20 protein-coding genes are annotated in these 20901 nt (G+C 61.9%); 3 read left to right on the forward strand and 17 right to left on the reverse strand.

Going from position 1 to position 20901, the window contains the following annotated elements; translation table 11 throughout:
• Positions 1–73 precede the first annotated feature (73 nt).
• Genes metC through AC30D9_RS02740 form a run of 9 tightly spaced genes read right to left on the reverse strand, consistent with a single transcriptional unit; the run spans position 74 to position 10210 of the window.
• A complete protein-coding gene (gene metC / locus AC30D9_RS02700; RefSeq protein WP_490143366.1) occupies positions 74–2827 on the reverse strand; it encodes a cystathionine beta-lyase in 2754 nt (917 codons plus the stop codon).
• Positions 2828–2872: 45 nt separating this feature from the next.
• Positions 2873–3472, reverse strand: a complete 600-nt coding sequence (locus AC30D9_RS02705) for a cysteine dioxygenase family protein (RefSeq protein ID WP_134924580.1) — start codon at positions 3470–3472, stop codon at positions 2873–2875.
• 29 nt (positions 3473–3501) lie between these two features.
• Entirely contained in the window at positions 3502–4338 is an 837-nt protein-coding gene (locus AC30D9_RS02710; protein WP_134924581.1) for an amino acid ABC transporter ATP-binding protein, read from the reverse strand.
• Positions 4325–5113 carry an amino acid ABC transporter permease gene (locus AC30D9_RS02715; protein WP_134924582.1) on the reverse strand — a complete coding sequence of 263 codons (789 nt, stop codon included), beginning with the start codon at positions 5111–5113 and terminating at the stop codon, positions 4325–4327. Before AC30D9_RS02715 ends, AC30D9_RS02710 begins: the two co-directional genes overlap by 14 nt.
• Positions 5103–5837, reverse strand: coding sequence for an amino acid ABC transporter permease (locus tag AC30D9_RS02720; protein ID WP_109753047.1), 735 nt, complete (start codon positions 5835–5837; stop codon positions 5103–5105). The genes AC30D9_RS02715 and AC30D9_RS02720 overlap by 11 nt, the downstream gene beginning before the upstream one ends.
• Complete coding sequence (locus AC30D9_RS02725; RefSeq protein ID WP_490143367.1) at positions 5834–7045, reverse strand: aminotransferase class I/II-fold pyridoxal phosphate-dependent enzyme; 1212 nt, start codon at positions 7043–7045, stop codon at positions 5834–5836. The genes AC30D9_RS02720 and AC30D9_RS02725 overlap by 4 nt, the downstream gene beginning before the upstream one ends.
• A complete protein-coding gene (locus tag AC30D9_RS02730; RefSeq protein ID WP_134924584.1) occupies positions 7042–8466 on the reverse strand; it encodes an FAD-binding oxidoreductase in 1425 nt (474 codons plus the stop codon). The genes AC30D9_RS02725 and AC30D9_RS02730 overlap by 4 nt, the downstream gene beginning before the upstream one ends.
• Complete coding sequence (locus tag AC30D9_RS02735) at positions 8463–9314, reverse strand: transporter substrate-binding domain-containing protein (RefSeq protein ID WP_134924585.1); 852 nt, start codon at positions 9312–9314, stop codon at positions 8463–8465. Before AC30D9_RS02735 ends, AC30D9_RS02730 begins: the two co-directional genes overlap by 4 nt.
• A gap of 53 nt (positions 9315–9367) precedes the next feature.
• Positions 9368–10210: a transporter substrate-binding domain-containing protein gene (locus AC30D9_RS02740; RefSeq protein WP_134924586.1), complete on the reverse strand. Its 843-nt coding sequence runs from the start codon at positions 10208–10210 to the stop codon at positions 9368–9370.
• Between the two features lie 242 nt (positions 10211–10452).
• Between AC30D9_RS02740 and AC30D9_RS02745 the strand changes: the two genes are divergently transcribed.
• Positions 10453–11310, forward strand: a complete 858-nt coding sequence (locus tag AC30D9_RS02745) for a LysR substrate-binding domain-containing protein (RefSeq protein ID WP_134924587.1) — start codon at positions 10453–10455, stop codon at positions 11308–11310.
• Positions 11311–11333: 23 nt separating this feature from the next.
• Here the strand turns inward: AC30D9_RS02745 and AC30D9_RS02750 are convergent, their stop codons facing one another.
• From AC30D9_RS02750 to AC30D9_RS02785, 8 genes are all read right to left on the reverse strand, one after another.
• Positions 11334–11777 (reverse strand): HIT family protein, encoded by a 444-nt coding sequence (locus AC30D9_RS02750; protein ID WP_134924588.1) that lies wholly within the window; start codon positions 11775–11777, stop codon positions 11334–11336.
• Positions 11778–11967: 190 nt separating this feature from the next.
• Positions 11968–12369 (reverse strand): response regulator, encoded by a 402-nt coding sequence (locus tag AC30D9_RS02755; protein WP_490143368.1) that lies wholly within the window; start codon positions 12367–12369, stop codon positions 11968–11970.
• The gene (locus AC30D9_RS02760) at positions 12366–14549 is read right to left on the reverse strand and encodes a PAS domain-containing sensor histidine kinase (RefSeq protein WP_490143369.1); all 2184 of its coding nucleotides are present in this window, start codon (positions 14547–14549) and stop codon (positions 12366–12368) included. The genes AC30D9_RS02755 and AC30D9_RS02760 overlap by 4 nt, the downstream gene beginning before the upstream one ends.
• 193 nt (positions 14550–14742) lie before the next feature.
• Positions 14743–15573, reverse strand: coding sequence for an amidohydrolase family protein (locus tag AC30D9_RS02765; protein WP_134924591.1), 831 nt, complete (start codon positions 15571–15573; stop codon positions 14743–14745).
• A gap of 29 nt (positions 15574–15602) precedes the next feature.
• Positions 15603–16895, reverse strand: a complete 1293-nt coding sequence (locus AC30D9_RS02770; protein ID WP_134924592.1) for an MFS transporter — start codon at positions 16893–16895, stop codon at positions 15603–15605.
• A 131-nt stretch (positions 16896–17026) separates the two neighbouring features.
• On the reverse strand, positions 17027–17758 hold the full coding sequence (locus AC30D9_RS02775) for a GntR family transcriptional regulator (RefSeq protein WP_134924593.1): 732 nt from the start codon (positions 17756–17758) through the stop codon (positions 17027–17029).
• Between the two features lie 88 nt (positions 17759–17846).
• Complete coding sequence (locus tag AC30D9_RS02780) at positions 17847–19217, reverse strand: sensor histidine kinase (RefSeq protein ID WP_490143370.1); 1371 nt, start codon at positions 19215–19217, stop codon at positions 17847–17849.
• Positions 19214–19873 carry a response regulator transcription factor gene (locus AC30D9_RS02785; RefSeq protein WP_307572038.1) on the reverse strand — a complete coding sequence of 220 codons (660 nt, stop codon included), beginning with the start codon at positions 19871–19873 and terminating at the stop codon, positions 19214–19216. Before AC30D9_RS02785 ends, AC30D9_RS02780 begins: the two co-directional genes overlap by 4 nt.
• Before the next feature lie 131 nt (positions 19874–20004).
• On the opposite strand from AC30D9_RS02785, the gene AC30D9_RS02790 reads away from it, so the two are divergent.
• Together AC30D9_RS02790 and AC30D9_RS02795 are read left to right on the forward strand one after the other, a co-directional pair.
• Positions 20005–20328, forward strand: coding sequence for a PepSY domain-containing protein (locus AC30D9_RS02790; RefSeq protein ID WP_307572037.1), 324 nt, complete (start codon positions 20005–20007; stop codon positions 20326–20328).
• A 95-nt stretch (positions 20329–20423) separates the two neighbouring features.
• Positions 20424–20894: a DUF2271 domain-containing protein gene (locus AC30D9_RS02795; RefSeq protein ID WP_307572036.1), complete on the forward strand. Its 471-nt coding sequence runs from the start codon at positions 20424–20426 to the stop codon at positions 20892–20894.
• Positions 20895–20901 lie beyond the last annotated feature (7 nt).

The raw sequence follows: 20901 nt of genomic DNA on the forward strand, positions 1-20901 counted from the left end.
TATGGGGTTCTCGATATAGTATGCCTGTGCTATTCAACGCGTTAACCGTGGTCGGCTGGCCGGCCGCGCCATCTCACCCAGCTTCTGCCGTAACGAACCCCCTGCGCAAATCCTCGACCAACGCGCCCACCTCCTCCAGCCCCACATGCAACCGCACCACCGGATTCAACGCCCGATCCTCGGCGCTCTCGCGATCCCTTGTATTTGCCACGGTCACCAGGCTTTCATAACCGCCCCAGGACGCACCCAGGCCGAACAGTTGCAAGGCGTCGATGAACCGCTCAAGGTACGCATCGTCGGCTTCGCGAAGCTCGAAGGACAGCAACCCATTGCTGCCTTGGAAATCCCGCTGCCAAAGGGCGTGACCCGGATGCTCGGGCAGTGCCGGATGGAAGACCCGCTTGACCTGCGGTTGCGCCTGCAACCAGCGGGCGACTTCCAGCGCCTGTCGCTCGTGTATATCCAGGCGTGGCGCGAGGGTACGGGCGCCGCGCAGGACCAGGTAGGCGTCGTCGGGGCTGACGGTATTGCCGAAGGTGTCACTCATGGCCGCCAGTGCCGGCCAAGCCTCCTGCCGAGTGCAAACGCTGCCCATGACCACATCGCTGTGTCCGCTCAGGTATTTGGTCAGGGCCATGATCGAGATGTCGGCGCCCAATGTCAGTGGCCGGTACAGCACGCCCGAACCCCAGGTATTGTCCACTGCCAGCAGGATGCCCCGCGGTTTGCAGAGTGCGGCGATGGCTGGCAAGTCGCAGAGCTCGTACAGCAATGAGCCGGGGACTTCGGTGTAGACCATTTTGGTGTTGGCTTGCAGCCGTCCGGGCAGGTCGCTGCCATCGGGGGCGAAGTAGTCGACTTCTATGCCGAAGGTTTCGAGGAAGTCCCGGGCCACGCGCCGTACCGGTGCGTACACCGCATCGGTAATCAGCACATGATCGCCAGGTCGCAGGTAGGCCAGGAAGGTTTGCGCCACGGCAGCCAACCCAGTGCCGAACAGCCGGGTGCGGTAGCCACCTTCCAACTCCGTGACGAGGTCTTCCAGGGCGAAGGCCGTCGGATTGCCCCGGGCGCCATAACTCAAGACCCGCTCACTGTCGCGCCGGGAACGGGCGTCACGCATCTGTGCCAGGTTGTCGAACAGCACCGTGCTCAGGCGGCTGACCGGTACGTTGACCGAGCGGGCACCGCTGCCTTTTTCCGGGCGCGCGCCCTGGACCAGGCGGGTGCGATCCAGCCCACCGACAACGTTTTGCGGCCCTGGTTGCAGCGGCTTGAGGCTGGCGACTTCGTCTGCGCTCATCTGCGCCAACAGGCCGATTTCCCAGGCCAGGTATTGGCGCGCCGCGTCCTTGTTTCCAGCGTGACGGTCGTGGGTGAAGAAGAGGAAATCGATACACTGTTCATCTGGCAGCGTCTGGGCACCCTCTTGCAATGCAAGGCCTGCCGAACGCCAGGTATCCACGCCGTCGGACAACCAGCGGACTGCCGTGTGCGGCAGCTCCAGCGCCGCCAAGGCGGCGAGCCGGGAATCATCGGCCACCAGCACCACTGGCCGTCGCTCATCTGCCAGCGCGGCGGCCAGCAAGGGCCGGATCGACCAGCGCGCGCCGGCGATATGCGTTTTGCGATAGGCGCTGCTCGAACGCAGGTCGATCAATGCCACCGCGTCATCCTTCAGGGCATCGGCCAAGGTCCGCACGCTGATCAGCGGCAGTTTTTCAGGCGCGACGACTGCTGGAACAGGTAATGCCAAGCCACTGCTCAGCCCTCCCGACAATACAAAAGCCTCATGCCCCAACTGCCGCAACCAACTGGCGATGATCGGTGCGCGCACGCCGTCGTCATCGAACAGCACAACCCGCGCTTGGCGCACGCCAACATACAGGTCGGTGGATTGAATCAACTGCCCGCCCGGCGTGTGTTGTGCTCCCGGCAGCGTGCCGGCGGCAAATTCTTCAGCGGTGCGCACGTCGCAGAGGAAAAGACTGCGTCCGGCGTCCGCAGCCCACTGCTCGACCTGAGTAGCCTCGACGCTAGGCACGCCGGCCCGTTCGGCCAGTCGTGCCGCCGCCAAGCGCTGCGCCGGCAATGTAGCGGCCGATACCTGGTCGGCATAGCGGCGCTCGCTACCATGCTCCAGTTGCAGGTCTTCCAGGTACCAGCCTTGCGTACCGTTCTCCAGGGCATAGATGGGGTTCTTCAGCCCCAGGTCGATCAGCGTCTGGGCGCCGATGATGCTGCGGGTTCGACCTGCGCAATTGACCACGATGGGGGTCTGCTCGTCCGGTACCAGATCGTGCACGCGGTAGCCCAGTTCGCCATTCGGGCAACAGATCGAACCGGGAATGGTCATCTTGCGATACTCCTCCAACGGTCGGCCGTCGAGTACCACCAAGGGTTCACCCCGGGCCTGCCATTGCGCCAGTTGACGGGCGCTGACGTGAGGCGTATGCCGGACCGCCTCCACCTGTTCGCCAAAGGCCTTGGACGGTACGTGCACGCCGGCAAACAGCTGATAGCCGGCTGCCTGCCAACCGTCGGCGCCGCCCTCCAGGCTATACACATTGATGTAGCCCAGCGCTTGCAGGCGTTGTGCCGCTCGCGTCGCCAGATCCGCGCCTTCCTGGTCATAGATCACCAGCCGCACCCGAGGGTTGGGCGCCAGTCGCCGCGCCTCCAACTCCAATCGGCTATAGGGCAGGTTCACCCCGAAAAACAGATGGGCTTCGCCGTACTGGCCGTGCTCGCGCACATCAAACAGGGCGATTTCCTGCCCATCGAACAACCACTGCTGCAGTTGTCCGGGAGTTATGGTCTGGCTCATGGGAGTCCCGCTGGAATAAAGGAATGACTGGTGCACGAAATGGCGTCAGTGGGCGTAGGCCTTGATCGACGGGGCCATTTGCGAGGCGTTGTAATTGAGAATCCGCCCATCGGCCTCGACCCCATAGCGACCATTGAGCGATTCCAGCGGCAAGCCATACAGGTGGAAATGCAGGGTCGGCTGTTCTCCGGCGACCCGAATGCCATGCAGGTCTTCCCCAAGGAACGAAATCGAGGTGCCGGGCTGCACGATCACTTCCTTTTCCAGATGCAGGGTGGTGTAGCCCGGTTCGCTCCCCTCGTCGTCGCGCTGGTAGACGTAGTTGATTTCCTGGCCCTCGACCGCAGTGATAATTGCCCAGGTTTCGTGGTTGTGAGGGATCGTGCTTTTGCCCGGCAGCAGCGAGTTCAGGTACAGCGTCGGAGTGTCGCCATCGTCATTGAGGCGATAGCGGAACGCGGTGCTGCCCTGCCCCGGTACCGGCGCCGGAAAGGTTTCGAAGTTGAACAGGTCACGGCGCTCGGCCAGCCCCTCCAACAGGCCAACGATTTCAGTCAGCGCGGCACGATCGACCCCGCGCTGATGGATGACGCGTACTTTCTGCAGGAAAGCTTCGATGACATCGGGACGGCTAAACACGCTCATGGGCAGGCTCCATTGTTCAGAACAGACAATTAAACGGACAGGCTGTAGCGACTCAGGTTGGTCAACAGGTAAGGATCATCGGCGCTGGGCGGCCGCCGCCCCGGATCACCCAAGGCATGGCGCAGAAACTCCCGGGTACGCTCGCTGGTGGGGTGCTGGAAAATCCGCGCGGCGCTACCGTGCTCGACGATCACACCGTTCTCGGTGAAATAGACGACATCGCTGATCTCCTCGGCGAAGCGCATTTCGTGGGTCACCAGCACACAGGTCATGCCCTCTTCGGTCAGTTCGCGAATCACCGTCAACACCTCGCCGACGGTTTCCGGATCCAGGGCCGAGGTCACTTCATCGAACAGAATCAGCTCCGGACGCATCGCCAGGGCGCGGGCAATCGCCACCCGTTGTTGCTGGCCGCCCGAGAGCTGCCCCGGGTAGGCGTCGGCCTTGTGCTCCATGCGCACCTTGGCGAGCAAGGCGCGGGCGTCTTTCTCGGCGTCGGCCCGATTGCGACCCAGGACCTTGCGCGGGGCGATCACCAGGTTCTCCAGCACCGACAGATGCGGGAACAGGTTGTACTGCTGGAACACAAACCCCACGCGCTTGCGTAACTCGATGCGCTGGGCTTCCTGGGCCAGGGTGTGGACTTCGGTGGCACCGACGCGAATGCTGCCGCGCTGGGGCTGTAACAGGCCGGTAATGCAACGCAGGATCGTCGACTTGCCCGAGCCGGACGGGCCGATGATCGACACGGCCTCGCCACGGTGCACATCCAGGTCAATGCCCTTGAGCACCGGGTTGCTGCCGAACGACAGGTGCAGGTCGCGCAGGCTGACCAGGGGTTCGGCGACGGTTTCAGTAGAAGGCATAACGTCGCTCCAGGTATTGGGTGAGGCGGGAAATCGGGTAGCAATAGGCAAAGAACAGCACCAGCAGACTCAGGTAGATCACCACGGTGAAGCCGGTCTGGTTCACGGTATTGCTGGCGATCTGCGCGGTATCGATCACGTCATGCACGCCCACCAGGGACGCCAGCGCGGTGCCCATGGTGATCACCGCGTAGAGGTTCATCCACGGCGGCAACATGCGCTTGAAGCACTGCGGCAGGATGATCGAGCGGAAAATCTGTCCACGGGTGAACGCCAGGGAGCGCGCGGCCTCCCATTGAGTGCTGGGGATCGAGGCAATCGCGCCCCGGAAGATTTCCGCGACGTTGGCACTGGCCGGCAACGCCAGGCCGAGGGTGACCTTGATCCAGTCGGGAAACGAGACATAGCCGTGGCCGATACGAATCTCGAACGGGAACACATAGGTGGTGAAATAGATCAGCACCAGCCAGGGCGCGTTGCGCAAGACCTGCACCCAGATCCGTGCCGGCCAGCGCAGCAAGCGCAGGGGCGACAGGACCATGGCGCCGACCACCAACCCCACGGCAGAACCCAGCCCAATGGCCAGCAGACTGATGAGAATATTCTGGCCGAAGCCTGCGGCCAGGGCCGGTGACCATTGCAGCAAGGCCTTGAACACCGGGCTGTGCGGGGCGAAATACGCCAGCCAGGACAGCGCTCCGATCCCCAGCAGCACCTTGCCGAAATGTCGACGCGGCCAAGTCAGCGGCACGATGACAGACGAATCAATGGCCATAGCCGGGCATCCTCAGGCGCGCTTCAAGGTAGCGCCCCACGCAATTGACGGTGAAACTCAGCAAGCCGAAAAACCCCAGGATCAGAATCATCAGCTCCAACACGTTATCGCTCTGGGTCCAGATCATGATGGCTGCGTAGGTGATGTCGCCCACGGCAATGGCCGAGGCCACGGCGGTCATTTTCACCAGATCGATCAGGTTGTTGATCAGCGACGGCAAGGCAAAACGCAGGGCCAGGGGCAGTTGCACGTTCCATAACAATTGGCGGTGGTCGAAGGCCAGCGAACTGGCGGCCTCCAGGGTCACCGCGGGCACCGCCTCGATGCCGGCCCGCAGCGCCTCGGCATGGAAGGCGCCCTTGTGCAGCGAGATCACGATCACCACCCAGGCGAAGGGGGTCAGCGGATTGGCCGCACCGACGGCCTCGGTCAGCAGCATGTTCAGCACCAGGAAGGCGCAATACAGCTGGACCAGGGTCGGCGTGTTGCGGGTGACTTCGATGAACACCCGCGCCGGCCTGGCGAGCCAGGGCTTGCCCGAGGTCAACAGTGCCGCCAGGCCGACGCCCGCCAGCAGGCTGCCGACGATGGTCAACAGGCACAACAACACCGTGGTCAATGCGCCCTGCTCCAGCGTGCCGCGCTGATAGGCATCGAGCAAAAAGTTGTAGTTGAGGCCGAGCCCGGCGCTCCAATGGACGAACTGCTCCAGCCAATGGCTCATCGCTCGTCCCTCAATCGGCCGCAAGCGTGGGCAATGCGACGGCCCGCTTCGGCAACGGTTGCGGTCGCCGTGGCGATGGACAGGCGAAACCACGGCGACAAGCCATAAGCACCGCCCGCGACGCCAGCCACGCCCTCGTCCAGCAGGTACTCGACGACGTCTGCATCGTGCTCCAGACGCTGGCCGTCCGGGCGATAGCGCCCCAACAACCCGGCGCAGCGCACAAATACGAAAAAACCACCTTGAGGCTCGAGGACTTCAAGGCCTTCGACATTGCGCAAGCTGCTCACCAACACGTCACGGCGCTGACGATAAGCCGCGACCTGTTCCGCGAGGAAATCCAGCCCACCCTCGAACGCTGCCAACGCCGCTGCCTGGCCGACCGAGGAAGCCCCGGAAGTGGATTGCGATTGCACCACGGTCATGGCCTCGGTCAACGCTTGCGGCCCGGCACCGAAACCGATGCGCCAGCCGGTCATGGCATAGGTCTTCGACACCCCGCCCACCAGCAGGCAGCGCGCTTGCAGATCTGGCGCGACGTTGAGCAAGCTCTGGACCGGGCGCCCGTCGAAACGAATGTGCTCGTAGAGTTCATCCAGCAGAATCAGTACGTGAGCATGTCGCCGCAGTACTTGGGCCAAGCCTTGCAGTTCGGCCTCGCTGTACACCGCGCCACTGGGGTTGCCGGGGCTATTGAGGATCAACCAGCGCGTACGCTCGCCGATGTGTTGCTCCAGTTGTTGTGGCGTGAGCTTACAGCTCTGGTCCAGCCCGCATTCGATGAACACCGGTTCGCCGCCATTGAAACGCACGCTGTCCGGGAACGACGGCCAGTAAGGCGTCGGTACCAGCACTTCGTCGCCGTCATCGAGGGTCGCGGCGAAGGCGTTGAAGATGATCTGTTTCGCACCATTGGCAATCACGATGGATGCCAGCGGATAGTCCAGCTGGTTTTCCGTGCGCAGCTTGTGTTGCACGGCCATACGCAAGGCCTTTACACCCGGCGTCGGCGTGTACTTGGTGGCGCCGGCCGCGATGGCGGCATAGGCGGCCTGCTTGATAGGCGCCGGCGTATCGAAATCCGGCTCGCCGGTGGTCAGGTCGAGGATGTCGCGACCGGCCTCACGCAGGGCCGTGGCCCGGGACTTGGCGACGGCATTGGCGGACAGCGAAACCCGCTGCACGCGCTTGGACAGGTAAAGCGTCATGGCCGCATGTCCTCCAGGACCTTGCCGGGATTGAGCAGATTGCGCGGATCCAGCGCCTGCTTGATCCGACGCATCAGGTCCAGCTCCACCGCACTTTTGTAGCGCCCCAGCACGTTCACCTTGCGCTGGCCAATGCCGTGCTCGGCACTGATCGAGCCTCCGTGGGCGTGGGCGCTGTCGTGGACCAGTCGGCTGAGGGCGGCGTAATGGGCCATGTGCGCGTCAACCGTGGCATCCAGCGGATGGGCAACGTTGTAATGCAGGTTGCCGTCGCCCAGATGACCGAAGGTGTAGTGCCGCACACCGGGGAAATGCTGTTGCAGCAGCGCATCGGTATGGGCAACGAACGCTGCGACCTGGGAAATCGGCACCGAGATGTCATGCTTGATGTTGCGCCCGGCGCGCTTTTGCGCATCGCTCATGTTTTCCCGCAGTTGCCAGAACGCCTGGCTCTGGGCGAGGTTTTCAGCGATCAGCGCATCGGCCAGCAGGTGTTGCTCGAAGGCCTCGCCCAGTACCTGTTCGAAGACTTCCCGTGCATGGCTTTCACTGTGGTTATCGGACAGTTCCAACAATGCGAACCAAGGCTGGCGAGCACTGGAGAATGGCCGCGGACCGTCGGGAAACTGCTCGCGCAATAATGCAAGGCACTCGGCGCTGAGCAACTCGAAGGCCGTCAGGCTGGCCCCAAAACCGGCGCGGGCGTGAGACAACAAGGCCACTGCCTGCTCCAACGAGTCGAACGCCAATAGCGCGGTGACCTGGGCTTTGGGCAGTGGAAACAGCTTCAGGGTCGCGGCGGTGATAATGCCCAGCGTGCCTTCGCTGCCGATAAACAGGTCCCGCAGATCGTAGCCGGTATTGTCCTTGCGCAAGCCGCGCAGGCCGTTCCAGATCTCACCCTGGGCGGTCACGACTTCCAGGCCCAGGGTCAGCTCGCGAGTATTGCCATAGCGCAGCACTGCGGTGCCGCCGGCATTGGTACCCAGGTTGCCGCCGAGGGTGCAACTGCCTTCGGCGCCGAGGCTCAGAGGGAACAAGCGACCGGCCGTACGGGCAACCTCCTGGACAGTTTGCAGGATGCAGCCCGCCTCGACGGTCAGGGTGTCGTTGTCGGTGTCCACGGCACGTACCCGATTCATTCGGTCGAGCAATAGCAACACGGCGCGACCGCTGGCGTCCGGGGTGGCGCCGCCCATCAGTCCGGTGTTGCCGCCCTGCACCACCACGGGCGTATCGGTCGCGACGCAAGCCCGGACCACCGCAGCCACCTCTTCGGTGCTGGCCGGGTGTACCGCGGCAATCACTTGGCCGACGTAACGGCCCTGCTTGTCGGTCAGGTACGGCGCGGCTTCTTCACTGCTCTGCACATGCCTGGCACCCACCAATGCCTGCAACGCCGCAAACAACGACTGGCTCATGGTTGCGCGGCCAGAGGGGCGGCATTGCTGTACTTGGCATGCAGATCACGCAGGGCCTGGGACGGCGCCATGCCGGTACGCTCGCCCAACTCGATCAGCCAGCCGCTGCGGTGCCAGTCGCGCACGATGGCATCGAGTTTCGCCTGGGTATCGTGCTCGCCCTTGCGCAGCCAGATCACCGAATTCGACGGGATCAGATCCCCCGGCAGCGGGATTTCATAGCCGGCCCATTCGTCTTCGCTCAGCAGCGCATGCAGGGTCGGACTCACATGGACCGCGGCCACGCAGCCATTGCCGCGCAACGACAACAGCGACTCGGACTGACTGCGAAAAGCCTTGATCTGTGCACCATAGGTTTCCTGCAGGGGCTTGATGAAGTTGCTGCCCTGGGACACGCACACTGGCTTGCCTTTGAGGTCGGCCCACTGGCTGATACCCGATCCCTTGCGGATCAACGCAGCCCCACCGACCTCCTCATAAGGCGTGGGCACATAGTCGAGCATCTCAGCGCGCTCTTCGGTGAACTGCATGTTGGCGATCAGGATGTCGACTTTGCCCTGTTGCAGGAATTGCACGCGGTTTGGCGCCAGGACCGATACGGTCTGGGTCTCCACGCCCAGCGCCTTGCCGATGCCCTGGGCCAATTCGACGTTGTAGCCCAGGTGTTCGCCAGTCTTGGGGTCGATGGTGCCGAATGGCGCGCCACTGAGCATCACCCCGACGCTGATGGCGTGACGTTGCTCGATCCGGTCCAGCGTGGCATCGGCCTGGGCCAGGCTGGCAGCCGATCCGATGGACCATGCCAGGCACAGGGTGACCAGGGTTCGAGGGATGAAAAATGAAGTCATGGGTGATTACCTTGAGCGTCAGTCGTTGAGAGAGAAGGCAGGCGCGACAGTCCTCAGGCACCGTTGGCCTGGAACTGTTTCTGCAACTCCACCAAGGCCGGTGACGCCGGCGTGATGCGGTTACGGGTCTGGGCCTCGATCAGCCAGCCGCTGCGGTGCAATTGCTTGATGATCGGATCGAGCCTGGCCTGGGTATCGCTTTCGCCCTTGCGCGTCCAGATCACCGAGGGTGCCGGGTTCAACTCCGGGCTCAGGGCGCGGTAGCCCTGCCATTCGGCATTGTCGGCAATCAGCGGATTGATCAGCGTGGCGTCGTGCACCGCGGCAACGCAGTTGTTGCCCCGCAGCGCCAGGAGTGATTCCGAGGAGCTCTTGAAGGCCTTGATCTCGACGCCCAACTCGGTGAGCGGCTTGATATAGCTGCTGCCCTGGGAGGTGCACACCGGTTGATTCTTCAGGTCTTCCCAGCGGCTGATCGTACTGTCCTTGAGTACCGCCGCGGTGCCACCGACGCGGTAGAACGGCGTGGGCACGAACCCGAGGATTTCACCGCGCTCGGCGGTCCATTCCATATTGGCGATCAGCAGATCGACTTTACCCTGCTGCAGGAACTGCACGCGGTTGGCAGGCAATACCGGCACCAATTGCACCTCGGCACCCAGTTGCCGACCCAATTCCTGGGCGAGATCGACGTTCAAGCCACGCGGTTTCTGGGTGGAGGGGTCGATGCCACCGAACGGACCACCGGACAGCAGCACGCCGACCACCAGTTCGTGGCGTTGCTCGATCTTGTCCAGGGTGGCATCGGCCCGGACGATGTCGACGGCCGACAATGAGATCAAGGCGCCCAGCATGACAGGCAGCAATCGTTTTACGGGTGAGCGCTCGAGCAACATGGATTTCCCCTCATGAATGGCCGGCGTCCCCCGGCCTGATGAGTGGGCATCCTAGGTATCACCCGAAGGCAAAGGAAATTCAAATATCTAATATCGTTATAACTTCCAAGGTTTGGCTTTCAGGCAAAAAACGCATAACCGCTATTTTATTGGTTCACAGAAAGCCATGAACCATATTCCTCCCACCAATTCATAAAATTCTGTAATGTTTAGGTTTGCACCCTTGATATGAAGCAATCGCCATGTCGACCCTCGATCTCGAATTACTGCGCACCTTCATCGCCGTGGTCGATCACCACAGCTTCGCCGAAGCGGGCGCCCAACTGTCCCGCACGCAATCGTCGGTGACCCAGCACATGCAACGCCTGGAACAACAGGTCGGGGTGAGCTTGTTCGAAAAGCGCGGGCGGCAAAAACAGCTGACGGAAGCGGGCCAGCAATTGCTAAGGCATGCGCGGCAGATGCTGTCGCTCAATGATGACGTCCTCAGTTCCCTGCGTGAGAGCAGCCTCAGTGGTGTGCTGCGCATCGGTTCGCCCCACGACATCGCCGACACCATCCTGCCACCGATCCTCAGCCACATCGCCCGCTCGGCCCCGCGCCTGCGCCTGGAGATCGATGTCGGGCGCAGCCCGTTCCTGATGGACGACCTGCATCGCGGCAAGGTCGACATGATCATTTCCACCCGTCAGGATCCCAACCTTGAAGGCTTCGCCTTGCGCACCTCGCCGGTGTGGTGGATCTGCTCGGCCCAGTACCTTCACAACCCCGGCGAGCCGTTGCCGTTGATCCTGGTGGACGAACCCAGCATCTATCGCCGCTATGCCCTCGAAGCGCTCGAGCGCGCCAATATTCCCTGGCGCCAGGCCTACCTGGCCTCGAACCTGATCGGCATCAAGGCCGCGACCCGCGCAGGGCTGGGCGTCACGCCCCGCAGCATGGAAATGCTCGGGCCGGATATGCGGGTATTGGGGGAAAGCGATGGTTTACCGCGCCTGCCGGACGTGACTTATTACCTTTGGATTCGGCCAAATACCGTCAATCCATTGGTACGCCGGGCCTATGAGCTGGTCCGCAACAGCCAGGGGCACGGCAGCTGATGCGGCCTGTGCCCCGTCCGGTATCACGCCCCTGAGCGAATGCGCTCGACCAGGCGAGCCTGGAGTGCTTCCAGTTCCGCGGGATCAGCCTTGCCCCTGCCATGCACACCGGGCGCCTCACCTTCCCAGCGAGGAATGATGTGCATGTGAATGTGATAGACCGTTTGCCCGGCCACGGCTCCATTGAACTGCGCGACCTGGACCCCGTCCGGCTGCAATTCGTCCACGATGATCCGCGTCAGGTGCTGCACGGCAGACATCATCGCGCTCAGGACAGCGGGCTCGACCTCGAGGATATTGCGTGCCTGGGAGCCTTTGGGGATGACCAGGACATGGCCGCGCGATTGAGGAAAGATATCCAGGAAGGCCAACACATCGGCGTCTTCGTAAATCTTGTAGCACGGCGCATCGCCGCGAAGGATCAGCGCAAAGATGTTCTGCGGATCGTAATGACCGTGGAGACTCATGATCACTCCTTGAATGGGTTTGGGGACGTTGATTGCCGGTGAGAGATTTAGCACAGTCCAGAGGCAACGTCTCGTAGAGGCCACCGTCATCGCGAGCAGGCTCGCTCCCACAGAGGGTTTGTAGCGGCCACTCCATCACAATCCACCGTTGCCCCATTGTGGGAGCGAGCCTGCTCGCGATGGCGGCGGCTCAGTTGGCATCGCTGCTGGGCGCGTGGCTGCTTTCGCGAGCACCCGTCAGCGTAACGGCGATTTTCTGCTGCAGCTCGCTTTCCGAGAATGGCTTGTGCAGGACCGGGCACCCGGCGTATTCGGCGGCTAGCCCGCTGGCGCCGTATCCGGTGCTGAATAGAAAGGGAATATTGCGACCGCGAAGAATTTCGGCCACAGGGAAAACACGCTCGCCAGCCAGGTTGACGTCCAGGATCGCCAGGTCAACCCGCACCGAACCGGCTATGTCACACGCCGCAGCGAGCCGGGCGACTGACGCCACCACTTCGCATCCGAGCTCCTCCAGCATCTCCTCGATCAACAGGGCAATCGCGCCTTCGTCCTCGACGACCAGCACCCTGATCCCAGCAAATGGGGTCATGCCCCAGATACTCCAATCAGAAACGAAAAGCGGCAGCAAACGCCTTCCGGAGCGTAGATGAGGTCGAACTTGCCCGCCAGGTCACGCTCGATGCAGCGCCTCATCAAGCGAGAACCCAACCCTTCCCGTTCCGGGGGTGACACGGGCGGCCCGCCTTGTTCGCGCCAGTCGAGGGTCAGCAGCGTTCCTTCTGCCTGGGCTTGCAGGTGCCAGGTAACTGAAAGCGTCCCAGTTTCGACTGACATGGCCCCGTATTTAAGCGCGTTGATCGCCAGTTCATTGAGGGTCATCGTCAGATTGAGCGCCACCCGGGTGCCGACGTCCGCAGAAGCACCTTCGATCACGACGCGGCCAGGTTCATGGCCAAAGACCGGCATCAGCACTTCAAGGGCTAGGGTGTGAAGCGGAGTCTGCCCCCAATGGCGCTTGGTCAAGAGATCGTGTGCCCGCGACAACGCCAGGAGCCTGGCCTCGAAACGCCTGTAGCCGTCTTTCGCATCCTCCGCATTGCGTGCCGTTTGGGCCGCCAGCGATTGCACCGTGGCCAGGGTGTTCTTGACCCGATGATTGAGCTCATCGATCAGCGTCTTCTGGCGGTTTTCCGCCTGTTTGCGTTCGGAAATATCGACCAGCATGTTGATGGCGCCCACCAGATTTCCATCGGCGTCATGCAACGGCGTGGGAAACGGCGTGAACGGGACATAGCTGCCATCCGGCCGCTGCGCAACCGCCTCGACGCCGCGTATCGGCCGGTTTTCCTTCAGCGCCACCGCCATCGGGCATTGATCGTGGGGAAGTGCGGTGCCGTCCGTATTGAACAGTTTCCAGGTCACACACCACATCTCGCCCAACTGCGGCGTGCGCCCCGACAACTCGACGGCGGCGCGATTGAAGAACGTGATGCGCCCCTCGGCGTCGGTGGTGTACACCGCGGCAGGCAAGGCTTCGAGCAGATTGCGCATATGCCGCTCGCTTTCGCGGAGCTGGTTTTCCATCCGCCGCGCCAGCGTGACGTCCTGCAGCACCCGCACGCCATAACGAAACGTACCGTTGGCGTCCCTCACTGACGAGCTGTGGATGTCGAGGTAAACCACCTCGCCATCGGGCTTCAGGGCGCGTTTGCGTAGCACGTAGTTTTCCAGCTCACCAGCCACCTGGCGGGCGTACAACCCGGCATCCTGCTGAATACAGTCCGGGTGGGTGTAGTCCAGAAACGTCATCGACAGGAGCTCTTCGCGCGACCGCCCCAGCATGTTGCACAGGGCATCGTTCACCCGGAGCAAGCGACCGTCGATATCGACCTCGGAAATCCCGATCGTCACTGCCTCATAGGTCGCCGAAAGCCGCTCATCACTGTCCTTACGCGCCACCTCGGCCGCGTGGACGCAGCTCCTGTCGATGGTGAAGCAACGGGTGTTGAAGAGCTTTCCGTCCTCGAAACGCCCGTTCGAGGTGATCGTGACATGCTTGATCGAGCCGTCTTTCGCCCTCAGGCGCGCCGGGTAGCTCTCCAGGCAATCGCCACTGCCCAGTTTGGTGAGGATGTCGCCGATGACCGGTTCGTCGACATGAAACTCGGTGATGTGGCGGCCGATGTACTCTTCTGCCGAATAGCCCAGCAGTGCCAGCTCCGCCTTGTTGGCGCGCAGGATGATGCCCTCGCCACTGACGATATGAAGGCCCACTGCACTGTTTTCGAAAAAGTCTTCCAGGTCGGCACTCTTGCGTCGAAGCTCTTCGGCCATGGCGTGGTGCACCGAGACGTCCTGGAAGCAATTGATCACCCCTTGGACGACGCCGCGCCGATCCCTGAGGGCGCGGATGTTCATCAGCGCCACGAACCGTGAACCATCCGGACGCTGGATGATCACTTCCTGATTGCGCGAGGCTATGCCGGTATTGAGCGCCGAGGCGGTCGGGCAGTGGTCGAATGGTAGCGGCGTACCCTCGGTCAGGAACAGGCGATAGGCACCGCAGAAACGGTCGCCGTTCTCTCCGAGTGCTGGCGCCCTTCCCCACAGCTCGGCCGCCTCGCTGTTGTACCGGACGAGCCACCCTTGGTGATCGCACAGGTACACCGCACCAGGAATGGCATCGAGCGCGCTCGTCCCCATCGCGATCAAGCTTTCATACTCGCTTGCCGTGCACGCTTGCATGGGTAGCTCTTCAATGTTCGACATCAGTCTTCCTCAAACCGCCTGGCTGAAACGCCCTCGCTGTCCTGCGCCCCGGCCGCCATAGCCTGGGCCGATGCTTCCAGCGCGCAAATCCTTCTAGAGACGGATACGGCTACTGCTCACAGGGCTTCAATGGAGTCTAGATCCCTATTCACCGGGCGAGTTCAGGAAAACTCGACGTCACAGGCCTTGCGCCTCAAAACCTGAATAATGCCTGGGGGGCCTGGACCATTAACGCATGCATCAGTGACGCCGAACACTGCAATGCGCGCAACTGCCCCATGACCGTTTCAAAGCCGACACTTTCTTCATGCTGCGTGTGCGGCCAGTCGCTGCCCCACACCAAGCGCTCGGGACCGAAAGATTGTTCCAGCAACGTCAACGAGGCGCGGGCGAATTCAAGGTTCTGCGGGGCCGTTGCGCCCAATCGATAAATGCCGGACACCTTCATCCAGACCTGCCCGCCTTGTCCCAACTCCATCAATCGGGCAAAGCCGGGTTGATCCAGCCCCAGGCGCGCATCCGGGCGACCGAAGTGGTCGACCACCAACCGGATACCGAACGGCAGCAGTTGGCCGATCAGCCCCGGCAGGTCCGCCAGGTTGGCATGCAACTCGACATGCCAATCCAGCTCCGCGAGGTGACCCAAAAAACCGTTCCAGGCACCGTCGCGAAAATCAGGCAAGGCTTTGCCCATCAGGTTCAAGCGAACACCGACCACGCCCAGCCGGGCCATGTCGTCCAGCACGGCGCGGCTGACGTCCCGCTCCAGCACCACGACGCCGCGCAACTGCTCCGGCGCTTGCCGTAGTGCAGCGAGCAGGTAGCGGTTATCGGTGCCGAGAAAGCTCGGCTGCACCAACACGCCATGGCTCAAGCCGTGGGCGTGCAGGTGGCTCAGGTATTGAGCGAGCGTGGCGTCATAATCAGGTGTGTAGCGCCGGACAGCGGCCAGTTCCAGCTCGCGGCTGAACACGTGGGCGTGGCAGTCAATGCCGGCAATCGGCGTGGTGCGGGTATCAAACATGGGTTTCATCTATCGACAATAAGGGAAAATCAGGCCCGGGCGCCCTGGCTGTCACTACTCTGCACCACTGGCGCCGATGCAGCCGTGGCTTCCAGGCTACGGCCGCGGGTTTCCGGCAGGCAAAGCGCTGCGATTACCGCCACGCCATAGGCAATCCCGGCGTCGATGCCAATGGCCGAGCCCAAGGACATGGAATCGCTCATGTGGCCGACCAGGAACGGGAACACCGCCGAGAGCACCCGGCCGAAGTTGTAGCAGAACCCCACGCCGGCGCCGCGCACATCCGCCGGATACAATTCGTTGAAAAACGCCCCGAGGCTCGCCGGAATACCGGCCGCGAAGAAGCCGAGCGGGAACCCCAGGAACAGCATCTGGGTGTTGGTCAACGGCAGGAATACATAACACTGCACGGTCACCACACAGCACAGCGCGAACAGCACGATGTTTTTGCGCCGGCCAATGCGATCGATCAACAAACCGCTGACCACGCAACCGCACCAGAAGGCGAAGATGATCACCGCCAGGTAGCCGCCGGAGTTGAGCACCGACAGGTTGCGTTCGGTCTTGAGGAAAGTCGGCAGCCAGGTCATCACGGCGTGGTAACCGCCGTGCGCACCCAACCCCAGCAACCCGCCAAACAAGGTCACACGGATCAACTCGGGACGAAAGATGCCGGCCAGGGATTTGAAGAAACTCTGGGGAATGACGTTGTCTTTTTTCAGGCGCTGGAAACTGTCGGGCTCTTCAACGTTGCGCCGCACCCAGATGATCAGGAACGACGGCAGCAGGCCCACGACGAACATCACCCGCCAGGCCATATCCTGCGGCACGAGGGAGTAGATCAGCGTGAAGACGCCGACCGCCAGCCCCCAACCCACCGCCCAAGCGCTTTGTACGGTGCCCATGACCTTGCCGCGGTATTTGGGATTGATGGTCTCGGCCATCAATACCGCACCGGCGGCCCACTCCCCGCCGATCCCGAAGCCCTGCAGCGCCTTGACGATCAACAACGAGTGGAAGCCGGTGACGAACGCCGACAGGAAGGTGAAGAACGAAAACCACAAGATCATCCACTGCAACGTGCGCACCCGACCGTAGCGGTCCGACAGCGTCCCGCCGACCCAACCGCCCAGGGCCGAAGTGACCAGGGTCACGCCGCTGACCAACCCGGCATCGCCCTTGGTCAGGGCGAACGCGGCGATCAGCGCCGGTATCGCCAGGCCGAACATTTGCACTTCAAGAGCGTCGAGGGACCATCCGCCGAAACAGGCCCAGAACGTTTTGCGCTCCCGCGCAGTGACTTGGCGATACCAACTGAACATGTCTTTTATCCTTATGAGTGAAACAAAAGGCAGCCGAGAGCGAACCGCGCCGCTACAGGGCCAGTGATGGCAAACGATTCAATAAAGACAGCGGCGACCAGCGCGCCGCTGAACGCCCTAGCCGGGCAGGGTCAGCGAATTTCCACGCTGTAGCGGAAATGCTCGGCATGCCCGCGCGAGCGTCGCCATTCCAGCGGATTGCCGGCGTAGTCCCGTGCCAGGCGTTCGATCACCACCACGGGGCTGTTGACCGGTACATGCAGCAGCCGCGCGTGCACCTCATTCACCGATTCGGCGGTAAGGGTTTCTTCGGCATAGGCGACGACCTGGCCACAGGTTTCTTCGTAAATGGGATAAAGCAGCGGGCCCTGTTGACTCAGGTCGATCTCGAGCAAGGGCTGGAAGCGGCTGCGGGGTAGCCAGATTTCTTCGGCGAGCACCGGTTTCACCTCCAGCAGACGCACTCGAACAATGCGAATGACCGGTGCGTCCACCGGCAGCCCCAGCGCCTGGGCCACCGCCGAAGGCGCGGCCACCGGCTCCACGGACAGGATACGGCTCTCGGGAACCCGACGTTCGCCCGATGCACTTTGAAAGCGGAAAAAACGAAACAGCGACGACTGGAACTGCGGCCGGCGAATGAAAGTGCCGCGCCCCTGCTGACGCTCCAGGATGCCCTCGCTGACCAGCGCATCGACAGCCTTGCGCACAGTACCGGTGGACAATTGATACTCCGCCGACAACGCAGCCTCAGTCGGGATCGCCTCCCCCGGGCGCCAGCGATTGTTGGCGATCTGCTCGGCCAATTGGTCGCGCAAGCGTTGATAGAGCGGCAGACGGACATCGCTGGGGAGAGCTTTCATCGACCTTATTCACCTTGTTATCTAGTCATATATATGAATATGGGCGCGAGTATTTGCCCAAGCAGATTGATTGTCAAGAATGCGCAGGCTAGCTGGCTGACAAATGGCCATCAGTCTGCTCACCTGTCATGGTGGCAAGCGGTAGCCAGATCCGCACCTCGAAGCCCTCCTGCCGATCCTTTGCCGGAGACAACAGTTCGATTCGGCCATTGATCCCCTGCACAATCGTTTTGGCAATCGCCAGCCCCAACCCCGATCCATGGGCTTGACTCTCGCCTCGCACAAAACGTTCAGTCAGGCGCTGCAGGACGGGTACGGGCACAACCGGCCCGCCATTGATCACGCGCAACTCCCCCCGGTCATTCAGAATGACTTCGATCGGTTTATCCTCCGCACCGTGCTTCAGTGCATTTTCAATCAGATTACGTAGCAATATCCCGAAAGCATCCGGGTCTATGGTCGAGTACACAGAGGTCTGGGCCGGGAGTTGCAGTTCGATCTGGCGAGTGCTGCTTTGACGCCACTCGTCCACCCCATGGGCCAGCAGCGGAATAAGGTCCTGGTGCGTTTGCGACAACAACCCGCCCCCCTCGGCCTTGGCCAGTTGCATGAGTTTTTCTGACAGGCGCGCCAATTCGCGCAAGGCACTTTCGATTTTTTCCACCCGGCTGCGCAGCGGTCCCTCGGGTGCTTCGCGATGCAAGCGCTGGATCTGCGCCAGAGTCGCGGCCAATGGTGTGCGCAATTCATGTGCACTGTTGGCGGTGAAGCTGCGCTCGGCCTCCAAGGCCTTGCGCATGCGCTCCAGCAAATGATTGACCGCCTCAGCCAGCGGATTGATTTCCGCTGGCAGGCGCGACACCTTGATCGGTGAAAGATCACCCGCGCCACGGGCCTCCACGGCACGACGATAGGCCAGCACACTGTGCAGACTGATGCGTACGAATAACCAGGTGCTCACCAGGCTGACGGGAATCAACGCCAGTAACGGCAACAGCAAAGCCAGCAAGGCTTCCCGCGCGGCCTCGCGGCGATGCCCGAGAGGTTCGGCGATTTCGATGAACACCGACTCGCGTAGCGCACTGGCGCCGTACAGGCGGTATTTTCCCGAAGTGGTGAAACCTTCTGCCGGTTGTTTGCCGAAGATTTTCAGCTTGGCGTCGTGAGACTGCATCAGCACCTTGCCCTGGGCATCGCGCACCACGTAGGTCAGGTATTCCTTGTGCATTTTCAACGCCGCCACCCGTTGGGTCTTGCCCGCGTCCTCACGATTGCTGATTTCCAGTACAGCCAGGGGCAGGATCCGCTGCGCAGTTTCCGCCAGCGCACTGTCGAACATCTCATCCAACTCATGCTGCACCACCCGCCAAGTGCCGACGGTCGCGGCAAGCCAAAGCACGGTCATGCCCAGCGTCAACCCGAGGCAAAGACGTTTTTGCAGGCTGAACGAAGTACTCATGCGGATAACAGCCGGTAGCCCATGCCACGCACGGTTTCAATGAAGTCGCGACCCAGTTTCTTGCGCAACCGGCTGATATAGACCTCGATCGTATTGCTCTCGATTTCCGCACCGAAGGCGTACAGACGCTCTTCAAGCTGCGTCTTGGACAGCAACGCGCCGGGACGCTGGATGAAAGCCTCGAACAACGCCCACTCCCGCGCCGTCAGGTCCACAGGCACGCCGGCCCGTTGTAGCGTCCGAGCACTCATGTCGATGTGCAATTCGCCGATTCTGATCTGCGGGTTGGGGTTGCCACTGTACCGCCGGGCCACCGCCGCCACACGGGCCGAAAGTTCAAACAGATCGAACGGTTTGACCAGGTAGTCGTCGGCCCCGGCATTGAGGCCGGCGATGCGATCGGATATCTGGTCCTGGGCAGTCAGGATGATCACCGGAGTCACATCTCCGGCGCCGCGTTGCTGGCGCAGGAAGTCCAGTCCGCGACCGTCCGGCAGCATCAAGTCGAGCAGGATCAGGTCGTAAGGCGTCGTGCGTACGCCGTTGCGCGCATGAGCCAGACATTGCACCCAATCGACCGCGTGGCCGTCATCGGCGATCTGTTCGCGCACCGCCTCCCCCAACCTTGGCGCGTCCTCAACCAATAAAACTCGCATCTGGGAGCTCCTGTGATGGTGGTCGTGCGGCACCTTATCCGCCTTATCTGACGTGAATCTGAAGATTCAGCTGGTTGTCAGGAATGCACCGTAGGGTATGCCAACGACGAAACCCCGGCAGGAGACAGATCATGAAATCAGGCTTTATCGCTGGCACTGCGCTGGTCAGTGTGCTGGTCAATGGCTACGCCTTGGCCGATGACGACTGCAGCGAACCGGTCAGCGACTGGCAACCACGGGAAACCTTGCGCCAGCAGGTAGAACAGCGATACGGCTGGAGCGTGCAGCGCATCAAGGTTGACGACGGTTGTTACGAGCTCAGGGGGCTGGACCGCAAGGGCAATCCCATTGAAGCCAGTTTCTCACCGGCGTCGTTGCACCTGCGCAAGCTCGAGATCTACTTCCAGGAAGGTGATGACGCCAAGGACTACCTCGGCAACCCGACTGGCCAGTGACGTTCATTTATTTTGTCGACGAGTCTTGCTGTGCTTCAGGTTGCTGTCAGCAAGCGGGGCCAAGCTCTCGACGTGACGATCCAAAGGAAAATCCCATGAAAAAAATTATCGCTGCAACTTGCCTGGCCGGCGTCATCGCCCTACCCGGGGTGGCCCAGGCCCGTGAAGTGACCCTGACCACTCAGCTCAAGCGCTACAGCGGCAATGACGCATACCTGGCGATCTACCTCACAGATGCCACAGGCCAGTATCAGAAAACCCTCTGGGTAGCCGGCAAGAAGGCCAAGTACTACAAGCACCTGGCCGACTGGGCCCGTGGTAGCAAGATGAGCCCGAGCGAGTTCGATGGAGTCAGCGGCGCCAGCGTCGGCAGTGGAGACACGCTCAAGGTCAGCATCGAACTGGCGGACACCCTGATTGATGCCGGTTACCAAATCCGTATCGACAGCGCCGTGGAGGACAAACGTGATGCCCGCGCCGATGTCAGCGTACCTCTGACCTCTGCGGGTGCAGGTAAGCCGGCGGCCGGCAATACCTACGTCGAATCCTTTACCTACGACCTGTAGCACCTGT

This window comes from Pseudomonas sp. DF11, assembly GCF_058148565.1.

What these genes read in the sequence shown, in the direction of transcription:
- metC (WP_490143366.1), bottom strand. Translation starts at nt 2,827, where the DNA reads ATGAGCCAGACCATAACTCCCGGACAACTGCAGCAGTGGTTGTTCGAT.
- AC30D9_RS02705 (WP_134924580.1), bottom strand. Translation starts at nt 3,472, where the DNA reads ATGAGCGTGTTTAGCCGTCCCGATGTCATCGAAGCTTTCCTGCAGAAA.
- AC30D9_RS02710 (WP_134924581.1), bottom strand. Translation starts at nt 4,338, where the DNA reads ATGCCTTCTACTGAAACCGTCGCCGAACCCCTGGTCAGCCTGCGCGAC.
- AC30D9_RS02715 (WP_134924582.1), bottom strand. Translation starts at nt 5,113, where the DNA reads ATGGCCATTGATTCGTCTGTCATCGTGCCGCTGACTTGGCCGCGTCGA.
- AC30D9_RS02720 (WP_109753047.1), bottom strand. Translation starts at nt 5,837, where the DNA reads ATGAGCCATTGGCTGGAGCAGTTCGTCCATTGGAGCGCCGGGCTCGGC.
- AC30D9_RS02725 (WP_490143367.1), bottom strand. Translation starts at nt 7,045, where the DNA reads ATGACGCTTTACCTGTCCAAGCGCGTGCAGCGGGTTTCGCTGTCCGCC.
- AC30D9_RS02730 (WP_134924584.1), bottom strand. Translation starts at nt 8,466, where the DNA reads ATGAGCCAGTCGTTGTTTGCGGCGTTGCAGGCATTGGTGGGTGCCAGG.
- AC30D9_RS02735 (WP_134924585.1), bottom strand. Translation starts at nt 9,314, where the DNA reads ATGACTTCATTTTTCATCCCTCGAACCCTGGTCACCCTGTGCCTGGCA.
- AC30D9_RS02740 (WP_134924586.1), bottom strand. Translation starts at nt 10,210, where the DNA reads ATGTTGCTCGAGCGCTCACCCGTAAAACGATTGCTGCCTGTCATGCTG.
- AC30D9_RS02745 (WP_134924587.1), top strand. Translation starts at nt 10,453, where the DNA reads ATGTCGACCCTCGATCTCGAATTACTGCGCACCTTCATCGCCGTGGTC.
- AC30D9_RS02750 (WP_134924588.1), bottom strand. Translation starts at nt 11,777, where the DNA reads ATGAGTCTCCACGGTCATTACGATCCGCAGAACATCTTTGCGCTGATC.
- AC30D9_RS02755 (WP_490143368.1), bottom strand. Translation starts at nt 12,369, where the DNA reads ATGACCCCATTTGCTGGGATCAGGGTGCTGGTCGTCGAGGACGAAGGC.
- AC30D9_RS02760 (WP_490143369.1), bottom strand. Translation starts at nt 14,549, where the DNA reads ATGTCGAACATTGAAGAGCTACCCATGCAAGCGTGCACGGCAAGCGAG.
- AC30D9_RS02765 (WP_134924591.1), bottom strand. Translation starts at nt 15,573, where the DNA reads ATGTTTGATACCCGCACCACGCCGATTGCCGGCATTGACTGCCACGCC.
- AC30D9_RS02770 (WP_134924592.1), bottom strand. Translation starts at nt 16,895, where the DNA reads ATGTTCAGTTGGTATCGCCAAGTCACTGCGCGGGAGCGCAAAACGTTC.
- AC30D9_RS02775 (WP_134924593.1), bottom strand. Translation starts at nt 17,758, where the DNA reads ATGAAAGCTCTCCCCAGCGATGTCCGTCTGCCGCTCTATCAACGCTTG.
- AC30D9_RS02780 (WP_490143370.1), bottom strand. Translation starts at nt 19,217, where the DNA reads ATGAGTACTTCGTTCAGCCTGCAAAAACGTCTTTGCCTCGGGTTGACG.
- AC30D9_RS02785 (WP_307572038.1), bottom strand. Translation starts at nt 19,873, where the DNA reads ATGCGAGTTTTATTGGTTGAGGACGCGCCAAGGTTGGGGGAGGCGGTG.
- AC30D9_RS02790 (WP_307572037.1), top strand. Translation starts at nt 20,005, where the DNA reads ATGAAATCAGGCTTTATCGCTGGCACTGCGCTGGTCAGTGTGCTGGTC.
- AC30D9_RS02795 (WP_307572036.1), top strand. Translation starts at nt 20,424, where the DNA reads ATGAAAAAAATTATCGCTGCAACTTGCCTGGCCGGCGTCATCGCCCTA.